Genomic DNA, 16,967 nt, shown 5'->3' with positions numbered 1-16,967 from the left:
ACGCACCGACACGCCCGGCGCCAAAGATGCCGGGGTCGGTGAGTTCATGACCGTGTTCGTGAGAGACTGCTACACCCGGGAGGAGCAGGCGCTGTTTCACTCCGGCCTGCCCCAACTGGAGGCGCGGAGTCAGAATCTGTATCAGCGCAGGTTTCTGGAACTGAGTGCCGAGCAGCGCGAGGGCATGGTGCGCGGGCTCGATCAGGAGGCCCGCGATCAAGTGGTTTCCGGGCGCGAGCCCCACTACTTCACCCTGATGAAACAGCTGACCCTGTTCGGCTTTTTCACCTCGGAGAAGGGAGCGACCGAAGTGCTGCGCTATATCGCCATTCCCGGCCGCTACGACGGCTGCGCCCCTTACGAGGAGGGTCAGCGCGCCTGGGCGACCTAGGCAGGTGAAGGTTGGGGCTGAGGTCCATAATCTTGAACAAACCCAAGAGTCCAATAAGAGAGTAAAATGATGCACGATCCAACCCAGTTCTTTTCCCTGAAAATGTTGGTATCACTGACTTGTGGCAGCGTGATGGCCTGCTCTAGCAGTGCGGAGACGGCGAGTGGAGGTGCGGGTGAAGAACTCGAACCCTGGCAGTTGGCCGAGAAGACGGAAGTGTGGGAGCCGGTGCCGTCCAAAGTAGAGGTGCCGTCTGGTGCACCACCCTCCGATGCGATTGCGCTGTTTGACGGCCAGGATCTAGAAGAGTGGGAGGCCGAGGATGGCGGTCCCGCCAAGTGGCTCGTCGAAGACGACGTCGTGACCGTCGCCCGGCGTCAGGGAGGTATTCGCACCAAGCGGGATTTCTGTGATATCCAGCTTCATATTGAGTGGCGCTCTCCCACAGATATCAAGGGAATGGATGGCCAAGACCGGGGCAACAGCGGTGTCTTCTTACAGGAACGTTATGAAATCCAGGTTCTGGATTCTCACGAGAACGAAACCTATCCTAACGGCCAGGCGGCCGCCGTTTACAAACAGCATATACCACTGGTCAATGCTACCCTCCCGCGCGGCAAGTGGCAGAGCTATGACATCATCTATACCGCGCCGCAATTTGATGCAGATAGCGAGCTCGAATCTCCCGCCTATGTGACCATATTACACAACGGGGTTCTGGTACAGAACCATGTGAAAGTTCAGGGAAAAACCGAGTGGATCGGAGAGCCTTCCTATGAAGCACATGGCTGTGCTCCCATATTTCTTCAGGATCACGACGCGGCTGTAAGCTTCCGCAATATATGGGTCAGGGAGCTTTAGTCTGACGGGCGACAACCACCCCGACAGAGTGGAGTAGCGCCACTCTGTCGGCCCGAAGAACTCAACGGGAAAAGCTGAAGCGCTTGAACAAATACGGGGTCCCAACTCTAATCAGTTAAATGCGCTGTCTTTACTGAGCTCGGAAATAGGAGTGAGGTCCACCTTTCGGAACTCCACTTCAGATCCTTCCGCTTGAAGCGCGATTTGTCCTTCAGTCGCCGTGGCATCAAAACCGTGATTCACCATATCCCCATTGACCCAAACTTTCACCTCGTCGTTCAGACACTCTACAACCATCGTATTCCACTCTCCGACGGGATTCTCAGAATCGTCAGTAAGATTCTTGATTCGTCGTTTTTTCCCTTCGGTAATACCCCATTCCTCTTTTGGGCCTCGACGGCTGGCCATATCGGGCACACTTATGTCCTCAACAATACACCAGAAGTCACCGGCATTTTCATGCATCATCTGTACTTCGATTGATTGTGGGAACATGTCGTACAGTGCCCGTGGCGTTGTGGCATGAACGATAATGCCACAATTCCCTGGCTCACCGGCGAATCGGTACTCTACTTCGAGACGATAATCTCTATACTGGTCATCAGTGATCAGATGCCCGCCAGGTGTCCCCAGGCTTACCAGCATGCCGTCTCTGACAATAAAGGGTTCATTCACCGCTGGATCATCATCCATGGCGGGTACGTCCATGTGCCATCCACTCAGGTCCTCACCATTGAATAGGCTTTTGGTTTCAGTTTGATGTTGTGATGTTGTCCCAGGTTTGGTCTGGCATGCGGTAGTAATAGCTGCCAATAGGCATACAATAATTAATTTATTCATAGGTGCGTCCTTCTACGTTGGCTGGTTTGTCTACTGACCTTCAGGCGTGTTGTTGACTGTTTTCGGATTTTTTTATGCAAAAAAGGGCAAAGGCATTATGCCTTTACCCAAGCCGTCTCAGCGGAAAGTGCTGAAATAATTAGAAGCGATAGCGGGCACCGAATGTCAATTGACGACCATTGTATTCCATTGCCACAGGACGGCTAATGGCACGCTGATAAGTCAAGAGACGCTCGTTGGTTAGGTTGCTGCCTTCCATTGTAAGGGTCAGGTTGTCGGTTATGTCATAGCTCGCACTCATGTCCACCTGGCCGTAATCGTCACGGAGCTCCGGCTCATTCTGTTCGTTGAAAGAGCTGAACAGATACTCGGATCGGTTGTTATACGCGACTCGTGCCTGTATCGGGCCCTGATCGTAGAACAGGATGAAGTTGTAGGATAAGTCGGACAGCCCCTCGACCTGATAGGTATCCGAAGACAGCTCTGGGGAGAACTTTGCAGAGCTGTCAACAACGGTGACGTTAGCCTGAACACCGATGCCGCCCAGAATCCCGGGAAGGTAAGTGAAGGAGTGGGTTCCGGCAAGCTCCCAGCCAGAGACATCGGCGCCCTCACCGTTGCGAGGCTTGGTCTCAAAGAAAGTTGAACCAAATACATCAACGGGAAGTGTGGTGTTTGAAACGAACGATTCAATATCCTTGTAAAAATAGGCCAGGGTGTAAGAGCTGTTGTCGTCCGGATACCACTCCAGCGATGCGTCGAACTGGCTCGCTCTAAATGGCGCCAACTCCGGGTTGCCGGTGTCGATAGTCTGTACACCCGCTCGAGCGTTAATATTGGTTGCTGTCGAAAGGCTGGTCAAAGTCGGGCGAGTCATGACTTCGGCCGCAGCCAGGCGCAGTGTTAGGTCAGGTTTGAGATCCATTGAAATATTGGCGCTGGGTAGGATGTCGCTGTACTCATTGGCGATCTCTGTTGGGCCGGTTTCTGTCGTTATTTCATTGTCCGGGAACACTTCCCGGAACGACAAAATTGTAGTGGTTTCGCCGGCGCTGACTTGATCAGTCTTGACTGCTCGAATGCCGAGGTTACCACTCCATGGGATGTCTCCGAAGTCGCCAGCAAAGTTACCCTGAATGTAGCCGCCCAACGTGTTTTCGCGGACTTTAGCTGATTCGCCAGGTTTCAGGACAGGATCGTAGGAGACTCCGGTGACGTCTTCGAGATAGCCAAACAGTCCGGGAACGTCGTAATTACGAAAAGCTCGAGGAAAGTTTCCTCCCTCCTCGGAGAAGAAGTCGCCAGGGTCGTATACATCACCGATCAGTTCGTCAGGGATATCTGTAACGTAGCCGCAAGGTGCGGCGCAGCCATCTACGGATGACCAGCGGCGAATCTCTTTGTCTCGTGCAGTAGCGGCCACACCGGCTTCAAATGAGGTCAATATGCCTTGGTCAATTTCCCAAGTGGCGTCGGTTTTGAATTCGTATACGGTATCCAGAACCCCGTCCGCGCTCTTTTCCATAAAGTGACCTCGGTAGAGGCTGGCGTCACTAGTGTCCTGTGAATGCAAAACGCTCGGTAGTGTGAAACTTCCGTCATAGTAGGCTTCCGGGCTGACGTAGCCGGTAACCGAGAAAAAGCCCCCCATGCCTCGGCTGTCGAGCTCAGCCTCGGAGAAAGATATATCGGTTTCCAGAGTGAAACTGTCGGTGGGCGAGAATCCAAGGTTGAAGCCTAGCTGCACGGTATCGGTCGCGCGAGGATCATTCCCTTGAACAGAGTCTACGCGCTGATTGAGGGTAGTGAAGCTGAGGATATTTTCCCCCTGTACGACTTCGTCCTCGTACGGTCCATCTTGCATGGGAGTCCAGGTCCCAATATGCCCGTCTTCCAGTTCAAATTTTGAATAGAGCCCATCCAGTACGGCATGCCACTGTTCATTGGGTTCCCACTCCAGCGCAAACGTTGCGCCCAGGCGTTCACGGTTGCCTTCTCGCACTTGATAGGAGATGTTGCGTTGACCCCAGGCATCCGGACTGTCATCACCATCGGTGTCGCGTAGCTCCCAGCCATTACTGGACATCAGGTCTGCGCGGAAATCGGAGTTATAATAGGCAATGGATGCGAGAGCGCCGAGTGTGCCGTCCCGGAACTGCTTACTGAACAGGCCCGACATCTTGGTGCCGGTGTTGTCGGCCAAGTCATCTTGGATCGCGTGAATGGAACCGACAGCGGTAATTGGATCCAGACTCAGGGGGCGCGCTGTTTTGATGTTGATTGTCGCGCCGATACTGCCCTCTTGCATGCTCGCGGTTGGGGATTTTATTACTTCGGCGCCGGAGATCAGCTCGGCGGCGATCACGTCAAAGTTGAATTCGCGACCCTGGTTGTCGGTGGCAAGGGTCCTGTCGTTGAAGCGAACACTGTTGTATTCGGGGCCCATGCCACGCACGGTAACTTGCTGGCCCTGACCCCGGTTGCGAGAGATCGCTACACCGGTAATCCGCTGCAGAGATTCGGCCACGTTAGCGTCCGGAAATTTGCCGATGTCTTCGGCTGCGATTACGTCCATTACAGTGTCAGCGTCCCGTTTCAAGTCCTGTGCTCGGTTCAGGCTGCCTCGGATGCCGGTTACCAACACCTCTTCCAGAGTTCCGGCGGAGGTATCTTGAGCAATGGCTTGGGCGCCTGCCAGCGAGGACATAGCCAGCAGTACGGCACCGGATAATTTATTTTTTTGTAGCATGGAGTGATTCCCCTTAACGTCTTCATCGGTTCGAATAAAGAGCTGACCGTTGTTGCTGAACGAAAGCTGTAGTCCGGTTCCTTCGAGCAATGAAATAGCCGCATCCACCAGGGAGTAGCGACCTTTCAGTTCGGCGGTTTCAATGCCAACGACCTTGTCGTAGGGCACTATCACCGTCATATTGGATTGCCGGGCAAATTCGGTCAGCGCGACGTCCGCTCTTTGTTTGGGAATGTTGAATTGATTGGCAGCGCCCAGCGCTGGGCTCTCGGCGTCAGCCGGAGTTGCCCAAAACAGTATTGGTGTGAACAGGGCGATAACATTCTTATTCAATTCAACATCTCCCCAACGGGACAAACCCCGTTATTGAGTAGGACGAGCGGGAAATAATTTTCCTCCATACCTTTCTTCAATTTGATTGCGTAAAGTGCCAAAAAAGGGTAAAACGCCACTATAGCCTATAACAAACCCGCAGTATGTGCCCGTGGTCAAGTCTGGCGCTAACGCAATGGTGATTCATAATAACGTGGAGTTCTATAAGCATAGGATGAAATCGGTGTCTGTGTGCAGTTTCAGGAGCGTTCGCAGTCCTCTTGGTATGGTCTTCAAGACGTTTAGGTGGACAGGGCTACTGGAGGGTGGGTGCCTCGGTGCCTTGATGCTGCTCAGTGCGATGGCTGTCTGTGCTGACTATCCCGGTACTGAGCTGGCTCCCGGACTCTATGTGGTGCTGCCCGAATCTATGGCGGTGCGTGCTTATCGTAAAAGTAGCAGTGATGACTTTCCCATTTTGATTGGTGACCTGGAAGGGGAACCTGCTTATTTCCTGGGCGCTGTCAAAGTACAGCGGAGGAAGAGAAGCAACGTTTTATGGACAAAACTGGAAAAGGAGCTTCGCTATATCGGCCCGTCAGATAGCCTTTCGGTGATTGCTCGCGGTGGCTTTACCACAGGTGCGGGCCAAGCAGTAAGGTATCGAGGTTACCGGTTTCGGCACGAGGATGGCCTTCGGCGGCAGGTCTATTTCCTGTTACGTAGCGATACCCAGGTTTATTGGTTGACCCTCACGGCGGTGGAAGGTGCAGAGCTTGAAGTGGTTATCCCTCTCGCACAGGCGCTGATTCGACGCACCCATCTAGTTGAATAGGTGCGCCGAAGCGCTACTTACTGGCAGCTGTAGACGATAAACGTCTGACGGCCGTCTTCGGGTTTGGTCTTCGGAATAATGGTATCGCCACCCAGGTTCACGGCTTCGTTCTTGCCCAGGGTCAGCAGCTCGCTGGCTACTTTTTCGTCGCTGCGGCTGATCGGCCCGACACTGTCGGCCACTTTCACATTGGTTTCGCTCAGTTTTTCGCAGCCACGCACATTGCCTTCCCGGCCCACGACCACATCCTCGGCGGACGGATCGGTTTTGACCCAGGTGCAGGCACTGGCAACAGTGGCGATAAGGATTAACAGGGAGAGTTTTTTCATGGAGGTAATCCTCGAGTCGATGATTGGGGGAAGTTTCCGCATTGCCCCGGTCAGACCGCAGATGTCGGTCGGGGTTCACGGCACTGTTCCACCATCTTAACTCAAAGGGCCGTGCCGGCGCACAATTGCGTGCGCCGGGAGTTCGCTCAGAGCCTCATTGGCGCCTGAAAGAACGCAAAGCGATCAGCGCCAGCGCCGCCGCCACCAGAACGAGTCCGATATTGATCCAGAGCGCCGCCCCGGCCAGTGCCTGGGCACCAAACACCAACAGGTGACCCAGCGCGAGCAGGAGCAGGCATGCCACCGTGAGCCATTGCAGCCAGCGGCGGCTGAGTGCCTCCCGGTCGAGCCACTGGGCGCCGCCCATGGCGACGACAATGGTGCCCCAGAAGATCGCGACCGAGGGCCAGCCAATGAGCACCTGGGTAATGGCGCTGAGGGCGAAGGCCAGGGGAGTGCCCCAGACCAGTCCCACCCAGAGGTTGTTGAGGTAGTCCCGGTGTTTGCGCTTGGCCAGCCAGATGTTGATGCCGCTGACAGCGATGACCGTCAGTGCCAGACCCAGCAACAGATACAGCAGTTTTACCCCAATGCCACCGAAGTGCCCGAAGTGCAGCCGGTACACGGAGAAAATCGCCTGCCGACCGGGCTCGCCATCGCTGAAGCCCACCTTGTTGAGAAACTCACCCTCGCCACTGAACAGAAACTGTTCGGCGTAGATCAGCCGGTCCGGGTAGTGGGTGCCGACAATGATATGTTCCTCGTCGGTGTCCGGGTGCTCGATGGTCACATAGATCGGCCGGGCACCCTCGGGCGCCATGGCCAGCGTTTGCTGTACCGACCGGGCAATGGCCAGGGGGCCTTTGGAGGGTTCGAGTTCCGGATGGCCGCCATAGACCTCCTCGACCACCGCGTCAGTGTCGCCCTCGAAGAAGGCCTCCGCCGCCACCCAACTGAACAGACTGGCCAGGCCGAAAAAGGCACCGGTTACCGCGATCATGATATGGAAGGGCGCGCCCCAGACGCTCAGGCGGTTGTGCAGGTCGGTCTGCTCGAGCCGGGCATTGCCCTTGCGCCGGAAGTGAAAGGCGTCCTTGAACAGCCGCGGGTGCGAGAGCAGCCCGGAGATGATCAGGGCGCAGAGCATGGCCCCCAGGGCACTGACCAGAATCATGCCCCAGCTGGTGGGCAGGTGCAGATACAGGTGCAGGTCGGTCAGCAGGTGCGTCCAGGGGTGGGCGGCAGACTCGCCCAGTGAGCCATCCGGGTTGAGCGTACGGCTGCTGTGATCGGACATCAGCAACGTGCGCGGCATGCCCGGGCGGGGCAGCAGGACATAGGCGTGCTCGGTGGCTTCCTGGTCCTCCATGAAGGTGTGGTAGGCGCGCTCGATTCCTTCGGGATTGATCTCGGTAAACTCGGCCACCGCCGGGGTTTCCCAGCGTTCAAACTCCTGATACAGGACTGAAAGGGTGCCCGAGAGGCACACCCAGTACATCAGAGCGCCGGTCAGCAGCCCGAGCCAGCTGTGGCTGGCGAGCGAATTCTTGACCAGGGCGGGGGATAATTTAAAGGCCATAATAGGAGGCAGTCAGTCAGAGAAAAAGATAGGCCGCGGCCAGAAGCCCGACAATGAGGAGGGTCAGCGCCGGGCGCCAGCGTTTGGGGTCGGCGCAGGCCCAGTAGCTGGCCGCGCCCCAGAGCACGGGCGCAAACAGCACACCCAGCACCAGGGTGTTCACTCTCTCCCAGGGCAGCCAGTCGGTGACCGCCAGGCTGACCAGCGCGCTGGCCACGGCGGCCAGGGGCACACTCACCAGCAGAAGCCACAGCTGTCTTGCGAGCGCCGCCAGAGCGGGCCAGCGAAAGCCCCGCTGCTCGAGCTTGGTGTCCCGCGCCGGCTGCCTCACTTGGGCCCGGTGCAGAATCAGACCCCATGCCAGCAGCGCGGGGACGAACAGGGCAAAGGTCACGGCAAATTCAGCCGGCTGGGCCAGCAACCAGAGCCCCAGGGCGGCCACCAACAATGCCCAGCCCAGTGAGCGCAACGCCACGGGCTTGGGCGGCCGGGCGCGCCAGCTGTAGAGCAGCCCACCCAGACCCGCCAGGCTGGTGAGCGTGGCGGCCGTTCCAATAATCCAGCTCATGATGTACAACTCGGTTGATGGCGGCCGGGAAGCGAGGGTCCGCCCGGAAAAGAGACAAGTGACAGATACGCATGATAAGGAGAGTTATTATCATTTGCAACAAGTGCGAGGTGATCTGATATGACCACACCAAAACCGTCGGGCCCGGCCCGCCATTTCCGGATCAGTGGCCGGGTTCAGGGCGTTTCCTACCGGGCGAATACCCAGGACAAGGCCCGCGAGTTGGGGCTGGCCGGCTGGGTCCGCAACTGCGCGGACGGTCGGGTAGAAGCGCTGGCATGCGGCGACGCCGATGCGCTCGATGCCTTTGAAGCCTGGCTCTGGCAGGGGCCGCAGTTGGCCGAGGTCAGTCAGGTGGAGGCCCGTGATGCGGACCCGAGCGAGGGCGACGGTAAGGATTTTGTGATTCGCTAGCGCCTTGCAGGGAGCCTTGATATATAGAGCGGAGCGGCTCAGGCAGGCGTCCCATTGTGGCGCCTGAAGTAACATTTTTGGTGGTCTGCTAATCCAGGTGTCGGAGCTCACCGTATAAGAAGCAAATAATGAACAGGAGCTACCACCTTATGTCCGATTTAGTACAGGTTGTCTATGTCAGCCGCGCCACCTTCAAGCCCATGCCCACGGCGGCCGGGGGCGTTGAGCCCCATGTGGCGCGTATTCTCCAGCAGTCGCGCACCAACAACCCCCGCCTGGGGATCGGCGGCGTGCTCTATTACGGCGAGGGATCATTTTTTCAGTGTCTGGAGGGCGAGCGCCCGGTCGTGGAGGCGCTGATCGAGAAACTGCGCATGGATGACCGGCACAAGGATTTCAGAATCATTCACCAGGTGGATATCAAAGAGCGGCAGTTCACCGACTGGTCCATGAAGTACATCCCCACCAGCGATGTGGTCAAAGGTCTGCTCAAACAGGCCGGCTACCAGCGTTTTGATCCCTACCAGTTTGACGAGGCCATGGTGCGCAAGCTGTTGAAGACCTTTCGCGATTTGAACGCCGAAGGTGCCGGTACTGGCAGCGGAAGCACTCGGGCAAAGCCGGCGGCTCCCGCCTCGGCCAGCCCGCTACCCTTCGTGCTCGCCGGTGTGGTCATCGTGATACTGCTGGTGGTCGTGGGGGTGTTTGTGCTCTGATCGGCTGATCAGAGCCTGCTCATCAAGGCTACCACATCAGATCGTCCGGGATGACGTAATCCTTGTAGGGATCATCCTCGTCCGGCTCGTCGCTGGGCTTGCTGTTGGCGACGATCAGAGCCTGCTCGTCGCGCTGGGCGATCTTGTCGGCCACCACCCGGGGGACCAGCTCGTAGCGCTCGCCCGAGCGGACGATCACCAACTGGCCGCGGCTGATCTGCTGGTGCACCCGCGGGGTGACCACCATCTTCTTGATGGTCTTGCCGTCGGTAAAATTGTACTCCACTTCGCCCTCGCCGGAGGCCAGTTTGGCCTGCCGGTGGGTTTCGATCAGTTGTTTGATCTGAGCGGCAATGGCCCGCTGCTGCGCTTCCTCCTCGCGCTGACGATTGAGCGCGCGATCGCGCTCGGCCTTTTGCTCTTTGGCGGCCTGGGCCGACTGGCGGATCTCGGCGTGGGGGTCTTCGCCGGTGTGGCGCGCCTGCTTTTTCTGCTTGCGCTGCTCTTTTTTGACCTGCTTGGCTTTCTTGTCGTCCACCAGTCCGGCTTTCTGCAGTTGATCCTGTAGGGAGGGCATAGTCGTTACCGTTTGGGTTGTGCTCGTTAAAGGTCATTATGCCAGTTCTGCCGACCCACTCGCCAATGCTGACGGGTAATCGGGTCAATGCCTGCTGGCGACGGTTTCCAGGGTCACCGGCACCGACTTGAAGGCCGGGGTCTGGCTGCGCGGATCCTGCTCGGTACCGATCAGGATATTGGCCTCGGGATAATAGGCGAGCAGGGAGCCGGCGGGCAGGTTGAAGGGGTAGACGAGCAGGTCCTCCATCGTCCCGTGAGCCGAGCGTAAAGTGGCCCGATCGCCGGGTTTCAGGTTCAGTCGGGCGCGGTCTTCCGGTCCCACCAATACGCACCAGCGCTGCTCGGTGCCCCGGTAGCTGTCACTCTCTTCGTAAATGATGGAGTTGAACTGACCTTCGCTGCGGATGCTGGCCAGAGTGAAGGGGTAATCGGTGTGTTGTGCCGGCGGCAGCGTGTGGACCTGAAAGCGGGCCCTGCCATTGGGGGTGTTGAAGGCCGGAGTTCTCAGGAGTCGGCCGCCAATGGTAAATTCCTGCCGGCTGGTGTCGATTTCGGCCAGCGCTTCCATTCCCGGCACAGTCGCGGCAATGGCCGAGCGCACCCGTTCATGCTCGCCCATGGCCGCAAAATCCAGCGGTCCAGCGGGTAGTAAGCGCTTACCCAGTTCCGCCAGGATCGCCACTTCGGAGCGCACATTGGAGAGGCGGCGGATGCCACCATCGCTCAGGCGCACATAATTGAACATGGACTCCTGCGTGGTGCTCTGGGGCTCTTCATCCCGGGCGGTGACCGGCAGAATCAGTGCTTCGCTGTTTTCCATACCGTGGATGTGGCCCTGATTCAGAGTGGTGGTCAAGTACAGCTTGAACCCGACCCGGTCCAATGCCCGCCGGGCAAAAGTGGAATCCGGAGTGGCCGCGTAGAGGTTGCCGCCCATCAACAGGGCCGCATCCATGTCACCGGCCTCTGCCGCGCGCAGGCAGGCGAGGGTGTCCAGCCCGGTCGAGCGCGGCAGGGTCAGGTCAAAATGCGACTCCAGCGCCGCCAGCACATCGTCGGAAAGCACCGGCTTCACGCCGATGGTGCCAATCCCCTGCACGTTGCTGTGCCCGCGCAGGGGTAGCAGTCCGGCCGAGGGTTTGCCCAGCATTCCGCGCAGTAGGGCGAGATTGGCGATGGCTTCGACGTTGTCCACGCCATTGCGATGGTGGGTAACGCCCATGCCCCAGGCGAACACGGCCCGCTCGGCGCGGGCGTAATCTGCTGCCAGGGCTTCGATATCGGCCCGGCTGAGGCCGCAGGCGCTGGTCAGGGACATCCAACTTGTCTGTGCCAGATCGGCCCGATAGGCGTCGAAGCCCTCGGTATGGGTTTCGATAAAAGCGGTATCCAGCGCGTGCTGCTCCAGTAGCGCCTTGCCCACGGCTTTGAGCAAAGCAAGATCCGACCCGATGTTTGGCTGCACATAGCGCGAGGCAATCCAGGTGCCGCCACTCAACATGGATCTGGCGCTCTTGGGCACCGCAAAGCGCACCAGTCCCGGCTCCCTGGCCGGATTGATCACAATGACCTGACCTCCGCGTTCACGGCAGTGCTGGAGCTGGTGGACAAAACGTGGGTGGTTGGACGCCGGGTTGGCGCCGATGACAAACACCAGGTCGGACTGGCCCAGATCTTCAAGGCTGATGGTCGCGGTGCCCGTGCCGATCACATTGCCCAGCCCCACGCCGGTGGCCTGATGGCAATAGTAGGAGCAGTTGTTGACGTTGTTGGTGCCGTAGAGTCGCGCCAGCAGCTGCAGGACAAAGCCGGCCTCGTTGGAGGAGCGGCCGGAGGAGTAGAAAAAGCTGCGCTCGGGCTCGGTGGCAGCAAAGCGCTCGGCCGCCAGCGTCAGCGCCCGGTCCCAGTCGATGGGCTGGTAGCGGTCGCTGTCTTTGGCTTTGTAGAGAGGTGTGTTCAGGCGCCCCAGGTTTTCCAGCTCCCGGGCGGAGAGGTCACGGAAGTCCGCCAGCGGGTGTTCGAACAGCTCCTCCGGAATGGGCGGCTGGATATCCGTGGACTGGGCCTGAATGCTCTTGTTGCACACCGAGGGAAACTCGTCCAGCTCGTTGGTCATGCCGCCGTGCTGTCCGCCCATGCCCAGCCCGCAGGCCTTGCAGGTGTTGCGGGACTTGAGCGCCTTGGTGGAATTGAGCAGTCCGATCCGGCTCAGGGTCCTGAGCGTGTACAGCACTTTCTTGGGTCCGCCGCCGACAATGGCGACAGCCTCGGTTTCGTCTCTTTCGGCCATTGTCGCCTTTTCTCCTCAACACAGTCTCGCCAGATTATGCTCAATGCCGGAGGAGGGCAATACGTCGATTGAAGGAGACGATCTGCTTCTTACAGGTGGCGCACAAAAAACGGGGACCACCTGGGTCCCCGTTTGACGTTTCACCTTGAAAGGCTGAACAGCCTCAGGTGTTACTCGACGCGAGCGGCCAGTGCTTCTTCGATCTTACCGCGAAGCTCTTCGTCCTGACCGGCCTGGTTGGCGATCTGCTGATACTTCTCGATGGACAGGCCGCTCTCGTCAACGGCGCTCTGCATCTCGCCCTGGGCTTCCTGCTGCAGTTCGGTGGCCTTCTCGGGATCTTCCACTTCCTGCAGCTTCTGGGTGTATTCCTGGTTGACGCCCTGCACGGCCATGTAGGCATCGACAAAGCCCTCAACTTCTTTATCGCTCACCTCAATCTGCTCAGCCTGGGGCTGTGCGCCGGGAGCGGCCTGTTGACCACCTTGCTGCGGTGCACCGCCCTGGGCGGATACGGTGGCGGCGCCGAACAGCAGACCGGCGGCGGCCAGCAGTGCGAGTACCGGATGTTTAACAGCGGAGTTGGTTGTAGTACGCATGATGGTTCTCCTCATCTTGATTTGAAAGTGACTCAAAGAGTCTTTGCGTTTGCGTACTAACACTGGAGCAACACCCGTACCAGGTTCTCGAAAAAAGTATAACTGACTGTTTTCGTTGATTTTTTAAGGGAGGGGGAGGGGTGTGAGTAGATCGAAAGTGCTGTGCCCGTGCCGCCCATGTGCCAAATTGGCCGGTTCCTTCTGGCACAGAACCACTTCAGGATGCGGTGGGGTCGGTCGTGCGGCTGTGAGGCGCCGAATTCGCGGAGGTAGGCGCTGGCAGAGCACGGTGCAGCGTGACGAGTTGGCGACGCTTTGATGGCCGGCGGTGTTTGACGCCATACAGGAAAAGCGCGCTGCCCGCCGCCATCGCACCCAGCCCCGCCCAGATTTGAGTGGTGACGGCCGCGTCGGAAAGCATCTGCTGTTCGTTGGCATCGACGGCTGCCTGGTGATCGCCGTTAAAATGAGAGTAGCTGCCATACAACAACCCCTGGGTGCCGGCCAGGATGACCACGATCGCAATCAGTTTGAAAATGTTCACTCTATTACCTCCTTTTCGGTAAATAAGCTTTGAGCGCCAGCAATGGAGGATTTGATGTCAGATAATAAGTCTTTGTGGCACTAATAGTCTGTTCGCTAACCCACATCGCACAGTCGTTGCCCGTAAGTGTGTTACATTAATAAGCTAGAGCATCAAGAATGCTTCCAGGGAGTTGACCCGATTCGGGCTGGTACACCATGTCAACGGATTACACATCGAGGCTCCAATGAGCGACACGTCAGATATCATGCACAACCACCTGTTGGCGGCACTATCGGAAACCGCCCGGCAGCGTATACTCCCCAAACTAAAACACGTGGAAATGTCACTGGGCGACGTCATTTACGAGTCGGGCCAGACCATCGAGTATGTCTATTTCCCGGTCGACTGCATCATTTCGCTGCTGTACGTCACCGTCAACGGATCCTCGGCCGAAATATCGGTGGTGGGCAAAGAGGGGATGGTGGGCGTCGCGGTGGTCATGGGAGGGGAGAGCACGCCCAACCGGCTGGTTGTGCAGAGTCGCGGTTACGCCTACCGGCTGCCGGCGGCCGAGTTAAAACACGAGTTCAACAACCACTCTGAAATCCGTGTTCTCACCCTGCGTTTTACCCAGGCGCTTATCACCCAGATGTCGCAAACGGCCGTTTGCAACCGTCACCACTCCATCGATCAGCAACTGTGCCGCTGGCTGTTATTGTCGATGGACCGGTTGGAATGCAACCAGCTCAACATGACCCAGGAGCTGATTGCCAACATGCTGGGGGTACGACGCGAGGGGGTGACCGAAGCGGCCGGAAAGCTGCAAAAGCTGGGGGTGATCGAGTACCGGCGGGGCAGAATCATCGTCCTCGATCGCCCCCAGTTGGAAGCGCTGTGCTGCGAATGTTATGACGTGGTCAAACGCGAGACCAATCGCCTGCAAGTCCAGGGCATACATTTCTAGGCGTCGAGTGAACGTTTGAATGGCGGGTTTTCGGATATCCCCGCGCGATGGCGTTTGTGGGCGGTTTTAACCCGATACATCGCCGCATCCGCATGAGGCAGTAATTTCTCCAGAGTGTCGCCGTTGTCCGGATAGACACTCACGCCGATGCTCAGCTCGAGCGAAATATCCTGCCCCCCCACCTGCAACAGATCAGTGGCGGCCTCGCGCACTTTGTCGACCACCGCAAAGGCCTGTTCGGGTTGCTCGAGGTCGCTCAACAACACCACGAACTCATCACCGCCGTGCCGGCAGACGTGATCGGTAACCCTCACACACCCCAGCAACTTGCGCCCCAGGCTTTTCAGAATGAGGTCGCCATGACTGTGGCCCAGAGAGTCGTTCAACTCCTTGAAGTTATCCAGGTCAATAAAGAGCATCACCATTTTCTTGCGGTGCCGGCGTGCCAATGCCGCCGCTTGCTCAAAGCGTTCGGCAAAGGCATGGCGGTTCAGCAACCCTGTCAGGGGGTCGTGCTGTGCCAGGTAGGTCATCTTGGCGGTGGTTTCATAGGAGTAGCGGGCATCGTGAAACATCACCAGTGAGCCCACTACCTCACCCGCTTCGTTGTGCAGCGGTGTGGCCGAGTCTTCGATGGCCATTTCATGCCCGGCGCGAGTCACCAGGAAGGCGCTGTTGTGAAGCGCAATGGCGCGATCGGTCTCCATGACTTTCCGGGCAAGGTTCTCCCGGGTCTCAAGTGTATTAATGTCTTTGACGTGAAAGACGTCCTCCAGTGCACGGCCGACCGCTTCCTGGCGGCTGAAGCCGGTCAGCACTTCCGCCGCCCGGTTCATGTAGGTAATCTTCGTCTCGGTATCCGTGCTCATCACGGCGTCCGCAACAAAGTCGAGCATTGCCTGCGCCCGTTGATTCTCTTCGGTGTCGGTATTTTTTTTTCCGCTCGACTTCCAAATCACCGGGATCTTTATCTCCCGGGCAGGAATGCTGACGGCACTCTTGGCGTTTTGCTCAATAGTGGCCACCCATGGGGGGGCCGCTCCGGGCCTGTGACCGGATTCCAACATAGTTGTACCTCCTAGTGCTCTATGATGACTTCAACGCGACGGTTCTGTTGGCGTCCCGTTGCCGTTTCGTTGCTCGCGACCGGACGCTCCATCCCGATGCCCGAGACGTCAATTCGTCGGCTCTGGATGCCCCGTTCGGTCAGGTAGCGACGGACCGATTCGGCGCGCTGACGAGACAGGGTCTGATTGAAGGCGGCGCTGCCGACATTGTCGGTGTGGCCCTCGATCAGAACGTCTCTTTCCGGATACTCGTTGAGAAAGGTCACCAGCTTTTCAAGATTGCGGTTGTCGCCACTTTGTAGCTCGGCGCTGCCGCTCGCAAACAGGACGTCACCCAGCGTGAGCACCAGGCCGCGATCCGTGGTTTTGGCCTGCAGTTCTTCAATCTGTTGCTGGAGCTCTGCGGTCTCCCGGGCAGACATCTCGGTAGCCTCTTCCGCTGCCTGGCGCGCTCTTCGGGCCTCGGCGCGGGCCTGATCGACTTCGCGGGTGCGCGAGGCGAGTCGGGCCTCCTCGCGCTCCTCACTCAACTGCTCCCGAGCGGCTTCGGCTTTGCGTGTGGCGGCTTTCGCAGCGGCGATGGCGACCATACGATCGGCCATGTACACGCGGTGCTCGGCCAGTGCGGCCTCGTCGTCATCCAGTGGTTGCTCGGCGAGCCGGACCGCTTCTTCCGCGTCCCGCAGCTCTACCCGTGCATGGCGCACCATATCGGGATTGCTCTGCAGGGCATTCAGCTCGGCGCGCGCCTCAGCCGCACCGGGGGGCGCCACAGGCGCGACGGCACAGGCGGTGAGCAGGATGGAAGAGAGCACGACGGCGGAGCCGATTGTTCCCAGCGACGGTTTTTTTACAAAGGGTAGGGTTTTCATTGTTGGTCTCCTCCACGGCGCATCTCTTCTCTCAGAGCCTCGGCGCTGCGTTCCATTTGGCGATTGATGGCGGCTGCTTTGGCTTCCTCGGTCCGCGCCTTGGCCAGCGCAGCCGATACGCGGGCCTGCTCAGCCAGCCGCTCAGCTTCGAGCATTCGTTCCTCTGACACGGCTCTCTCGGCCGCTGTCAGTTGTGCCTGAGCTTCTTCCAGTTCGGCGGGGGCATATTGTCGAGCCTCGGCCTGCTCGGCATTTTCAATGGCACCTCTGGCGTTATTGAGTGATTCGGTGGGCGCCACCGGCGCTGACGCACAGGCCGACAGGAGTAGTGCGGTTAAAAGGCCGCCGACAAGGGCACGTGAATGCTGGGTTAGAATTCTGATGGGAGTGAAACTCATGGCGTCGTATCCTTTGATGTTAAATTGCCCGACATCCACTGTACGTTCGGGTCCTGTCAAACTGAATCAGTTCGACGC

General features: G+C 58.3%; 18 protein-coding genes. 6 read left to right on the top strand and 12 right to left on the bottom strand.

Going from position 1 to position 16,967, the window contains the following annotated elements; genetic code table 11:
• Together AAE484_RS14395 and AAE484_RS14390 are read left to right on the top strand one after the other, a co-directional pair.
• Window positions 1-391 (top strand): gluconate 2-dehydrogenase subunit 3 family protein (locus AAE484_RS14395; RefSeq protein ID WP_341939111.1); only part of this gene is annotated, 391 nt, incomplete at its 5' end.
• 66 nt (window positions 392-457) lie between these two features.
• Window positions 458-1,252, top strand: a complete 795-nt coding sequence (locus tag AAE484_RS14390) for a 3-keto-disaccharide hydrolase (RefSeq protein WP_341939110.1) — start codon at window positions 458-460, stop codon at window positions 1,250-1,252.
• A 111-nt stretch (window positions 1,253-1,363) separates the two neighbouring features.
• Here the strand turns inward: AAE484_RS14390 and AAE484_RS14385 are convergent, their stop codons facing one another.
• Together AAE484_RS14385 and AAE484_RS14380 are read right to left on the bottom strand one after the other, a co-directional pair.
• Window positions 1,364-2,092 (bottom strand): 3-keto-disaccharide hydrolase, encoded by a 729-nt coding sequence (locus tag AAE484_RS14385; RefSeq protein ID WP_341939109.1) that lies wholly within the window; start codon window positions 2,090-2,092, stop codon window positions 1,364-1,366.
• Between the two features lie 139 nt (window positions 2,093-2,231).
• The gene (locus AAE484_RS14380; RefSeq protein WP_341939108.1) at window positions 2,232-5,174 is read right to left on the bottom strand and encodes a TonB-dependent receptor; all 2,943 of its coding nucleotides are present in this window, start codon (window positions 5,172-5,174) and stop codon (window positions 2,232-2,234) included.
• A 322-nt stretch (window positions 5,175-5,496) separates the two neighbouring features.
• On the opposite strand from AAE484_RS14380, the gene AAE484_RS14375 reads away from it, so the two are divergent.
• Window positions 5,497-5,988 (top strand): hypothetical protein, encoded by a 492-nt coding sequence (locus AAE484_RS14375; RefSeq protein WP_341939107.1) that lies wholly within the window; start codon window positions 5,497-5,499, stop codon window positions 5,986-5,988.
• A gap of 17 nt (window positions 5,989-6,005) precedes the next feature.
• Here the strand turns inward: AAE484_RS14375 and AAE484_RS14370 are convergent, their stop codons facing one another.
• The 3 genes from AAE484_RS14370 to AAE484_RS14360 form a co-directional block, all read right to left on the bottom strand.
• Window positions 6,006-6,317, bottom strand: coding sequence for a DUF4156 domain-containing protein (locus tag AAE484_RS14370; RefSeq protein WP_341939106.1), 312 nt, complete (start codon window positions 6,315-6,317; stop codon window positions 6,006-6,008).
• A 154-nt stretch (window positions 6,318-6,471) separates the two neighbouring features.
• Entirely contained in the window at window positions 6,472-7,896 is a 1,425-nt protein-coding gene (locus AAE484_RS14365; RefSeq protein WP_341939105.1) for a PepSY-associated TM helix domain-containing protein, read from the bottom strand.
• A gap of 16 nt (window positions 7,897-7,912) precedes the next feature.
• Window positions 7,913-8,464 (bottom strand): hypothetical protein, encoded by a 552-nt coding sequence (locus AAE484_RS14360; protein WP_341939104.1) that lies wholly within the window; start codon window positions 8,462-8,464, stop codon window positions 7,913-7,915.
• A gap of 120 nt (window positions 8,465-8,584) precedes the next feature.
• On the opposite strand from AAE484_RS14360, the gene AAE484_RS14355 reads away from it, so the two are divergent.
• The gene (locus AAE484_RS14355; RefSeq protein WP_341939103.1) at window positions 8,585-8,878 is read left to right on the top strand and encodes an acylphosphatase; all 294 of its coding nucleotides are present in this window, start codon (window positions 8,585-8,587) and stop codon (window positions 8,876-8,878) included.
• Between the two features lie 149 nt (window positions 8,879-9,027).
• Entirely contained in the window at window positions 9,028-9,594 is a 567-nt protein-coding gene (locus AAE484_RS14350) for a BLUF domain-containing protein (protein WP_341939102.1), read from the top strand.
• A 28-nt stretch (window positions 9,595-9,622) separates the two neighbouring features.
• Here AAE484_RS14350 and AAE484_RS14345 read toward each other — a convergent pair whose 3' ends face one another.
• The 4 genes from AAE484_RS14345 to AAE484_RS14330 form a co-directional block, all read right to left on the bottom strand.
• The gene (locus AAE484_RS14345) at window positions 9,623-10,171 is read right to left on the bottom strand and encodes a DUF2058 domain-containing protein (RefSeq protein WP_341939101.1); all 549 of its coding nucleotides are present in this window, start codon (window positions 10,169-10,171) and stop codon (window positions 9,623-9,625) included.
• Between the two features lie 84 nt (window positions 10,172-10,255).
• Window positions 10,256-12,463, bottom strand: a complete 2,208-nt coding sequence (locus AAE484_RS14340) for an FdhF/YdeP family oxidoreductase (protein WP_341939100.1) — start codon at window positions 12,461-12,463, stop codon at window positions 10,256-10,258.
• A 170-nt stretch (window positions 12,464-12,633) separates the two neighbouring features.
• The gene (locus AAE484_RS14335; protein WP_341939099.1) at window positions 12,634-13,062 is read right to left on the bottom strand and encodes a DUF4168 domain-containing protein; all 429 of its coding nucleotides are present in this window, start codon (window positions 13,060-13,062) and stop codon (window positions 12,634-12,636) included.
• Window positions 13,063-13,279: 217 nt separating this feature from the next.
• Complete coding sequence (locus tag AAE484_RS14330) at window positions 13,280-13,606, bottom strand: hypothetical protein (RefSeq protein ID WP_341939098.1); 327 nt, start codon at window positions 13,604-13,606, stop codon at window positions 13,280-13,282.
• A 226-nt stretch (window positions 13,607-13,832) separates the two neighbouring features.
• Here AAE484_RS14330 and AAE484_RS14325 point away from each other — a divergent pair, with 226 nt between their 5' ends.
• Window positions 13,833-14,552 (top strand): Crp/Fnr family transcriptional regulator, encoded by a 720-nt coding sequence (locus AAE484_RS14325; protein WP_341939097.1) that lies wholly within the window; start codon window positions 13,833-13,835, stop codon window positions 14,550-14,552.
• On the opposite strand, the gene AAE484_RS14320 is transcribed toward AAE484_RS14325, so the two are convergent.
• The 3 genes from AAE484_RS14320 to AAE484_RS14310 are packed head-to-tail and all read right to left on the bottom strand — an operon-like array spanning window position 14,549 to window position 16,889.
• Complete coding sequence (locus tag AAE484_RS14320; RefSeq protein WP_341939096.1) at window positions 14,549-15,619, bottom strand: diguanylate cyclase domain-containing protein; 1,071 nt, start codon at window positions 15,617-15,619, stop codon at window positions 14,549-14,551. The genes AAE484_RS14325 and AAE484_RS14320 overlap by 4 nt on opposite strands.
• A gap of 11 nt (window positions 15,620-15,630) precedes the next feature.
• Complete coding sequence (locus AAE484_RS14315) at window positions 15,631-16,491, bottom strand: OmpA family protein (RefSeq protein ID WP_341939095.1); 861 nt, start codon at window positions 16,489-16,491, stop codon at window positions 15,631-15,633.
• Window positions 16,488-16,889, bottom strand: a complete 402-nt coding sequence (locus AAE484_RS14310) for a DUF4398 domain-containing protein (protein ID WP_341939094.1) — start codon at window positions 16,887-16,889, stop codon at window positions 16,488-16,490. Before AAE484_RS14310 ends, AAE484_RS14315 begins: the two co-directional genes overlap by 4 nt.
• Window positions 16,890-16,967 lie beyond the last annotated feature (78 nt).

Source organism: Marinimicrobium sp. C2-29 (genome assembly GCF_038419845.1).
Taxonomy (GTDB): domain Bacteria; phylum Pseudomonadota; class Gammaproteobacteria; order Pseudomonadales; family Cellvibrionaceae; genus Marinimicrobium.
The sequence above is the reverse complement of the archived record's forward strand: the minus strand, read 5'-3'. Positions and strand labels throughout refer to the sequence as shown.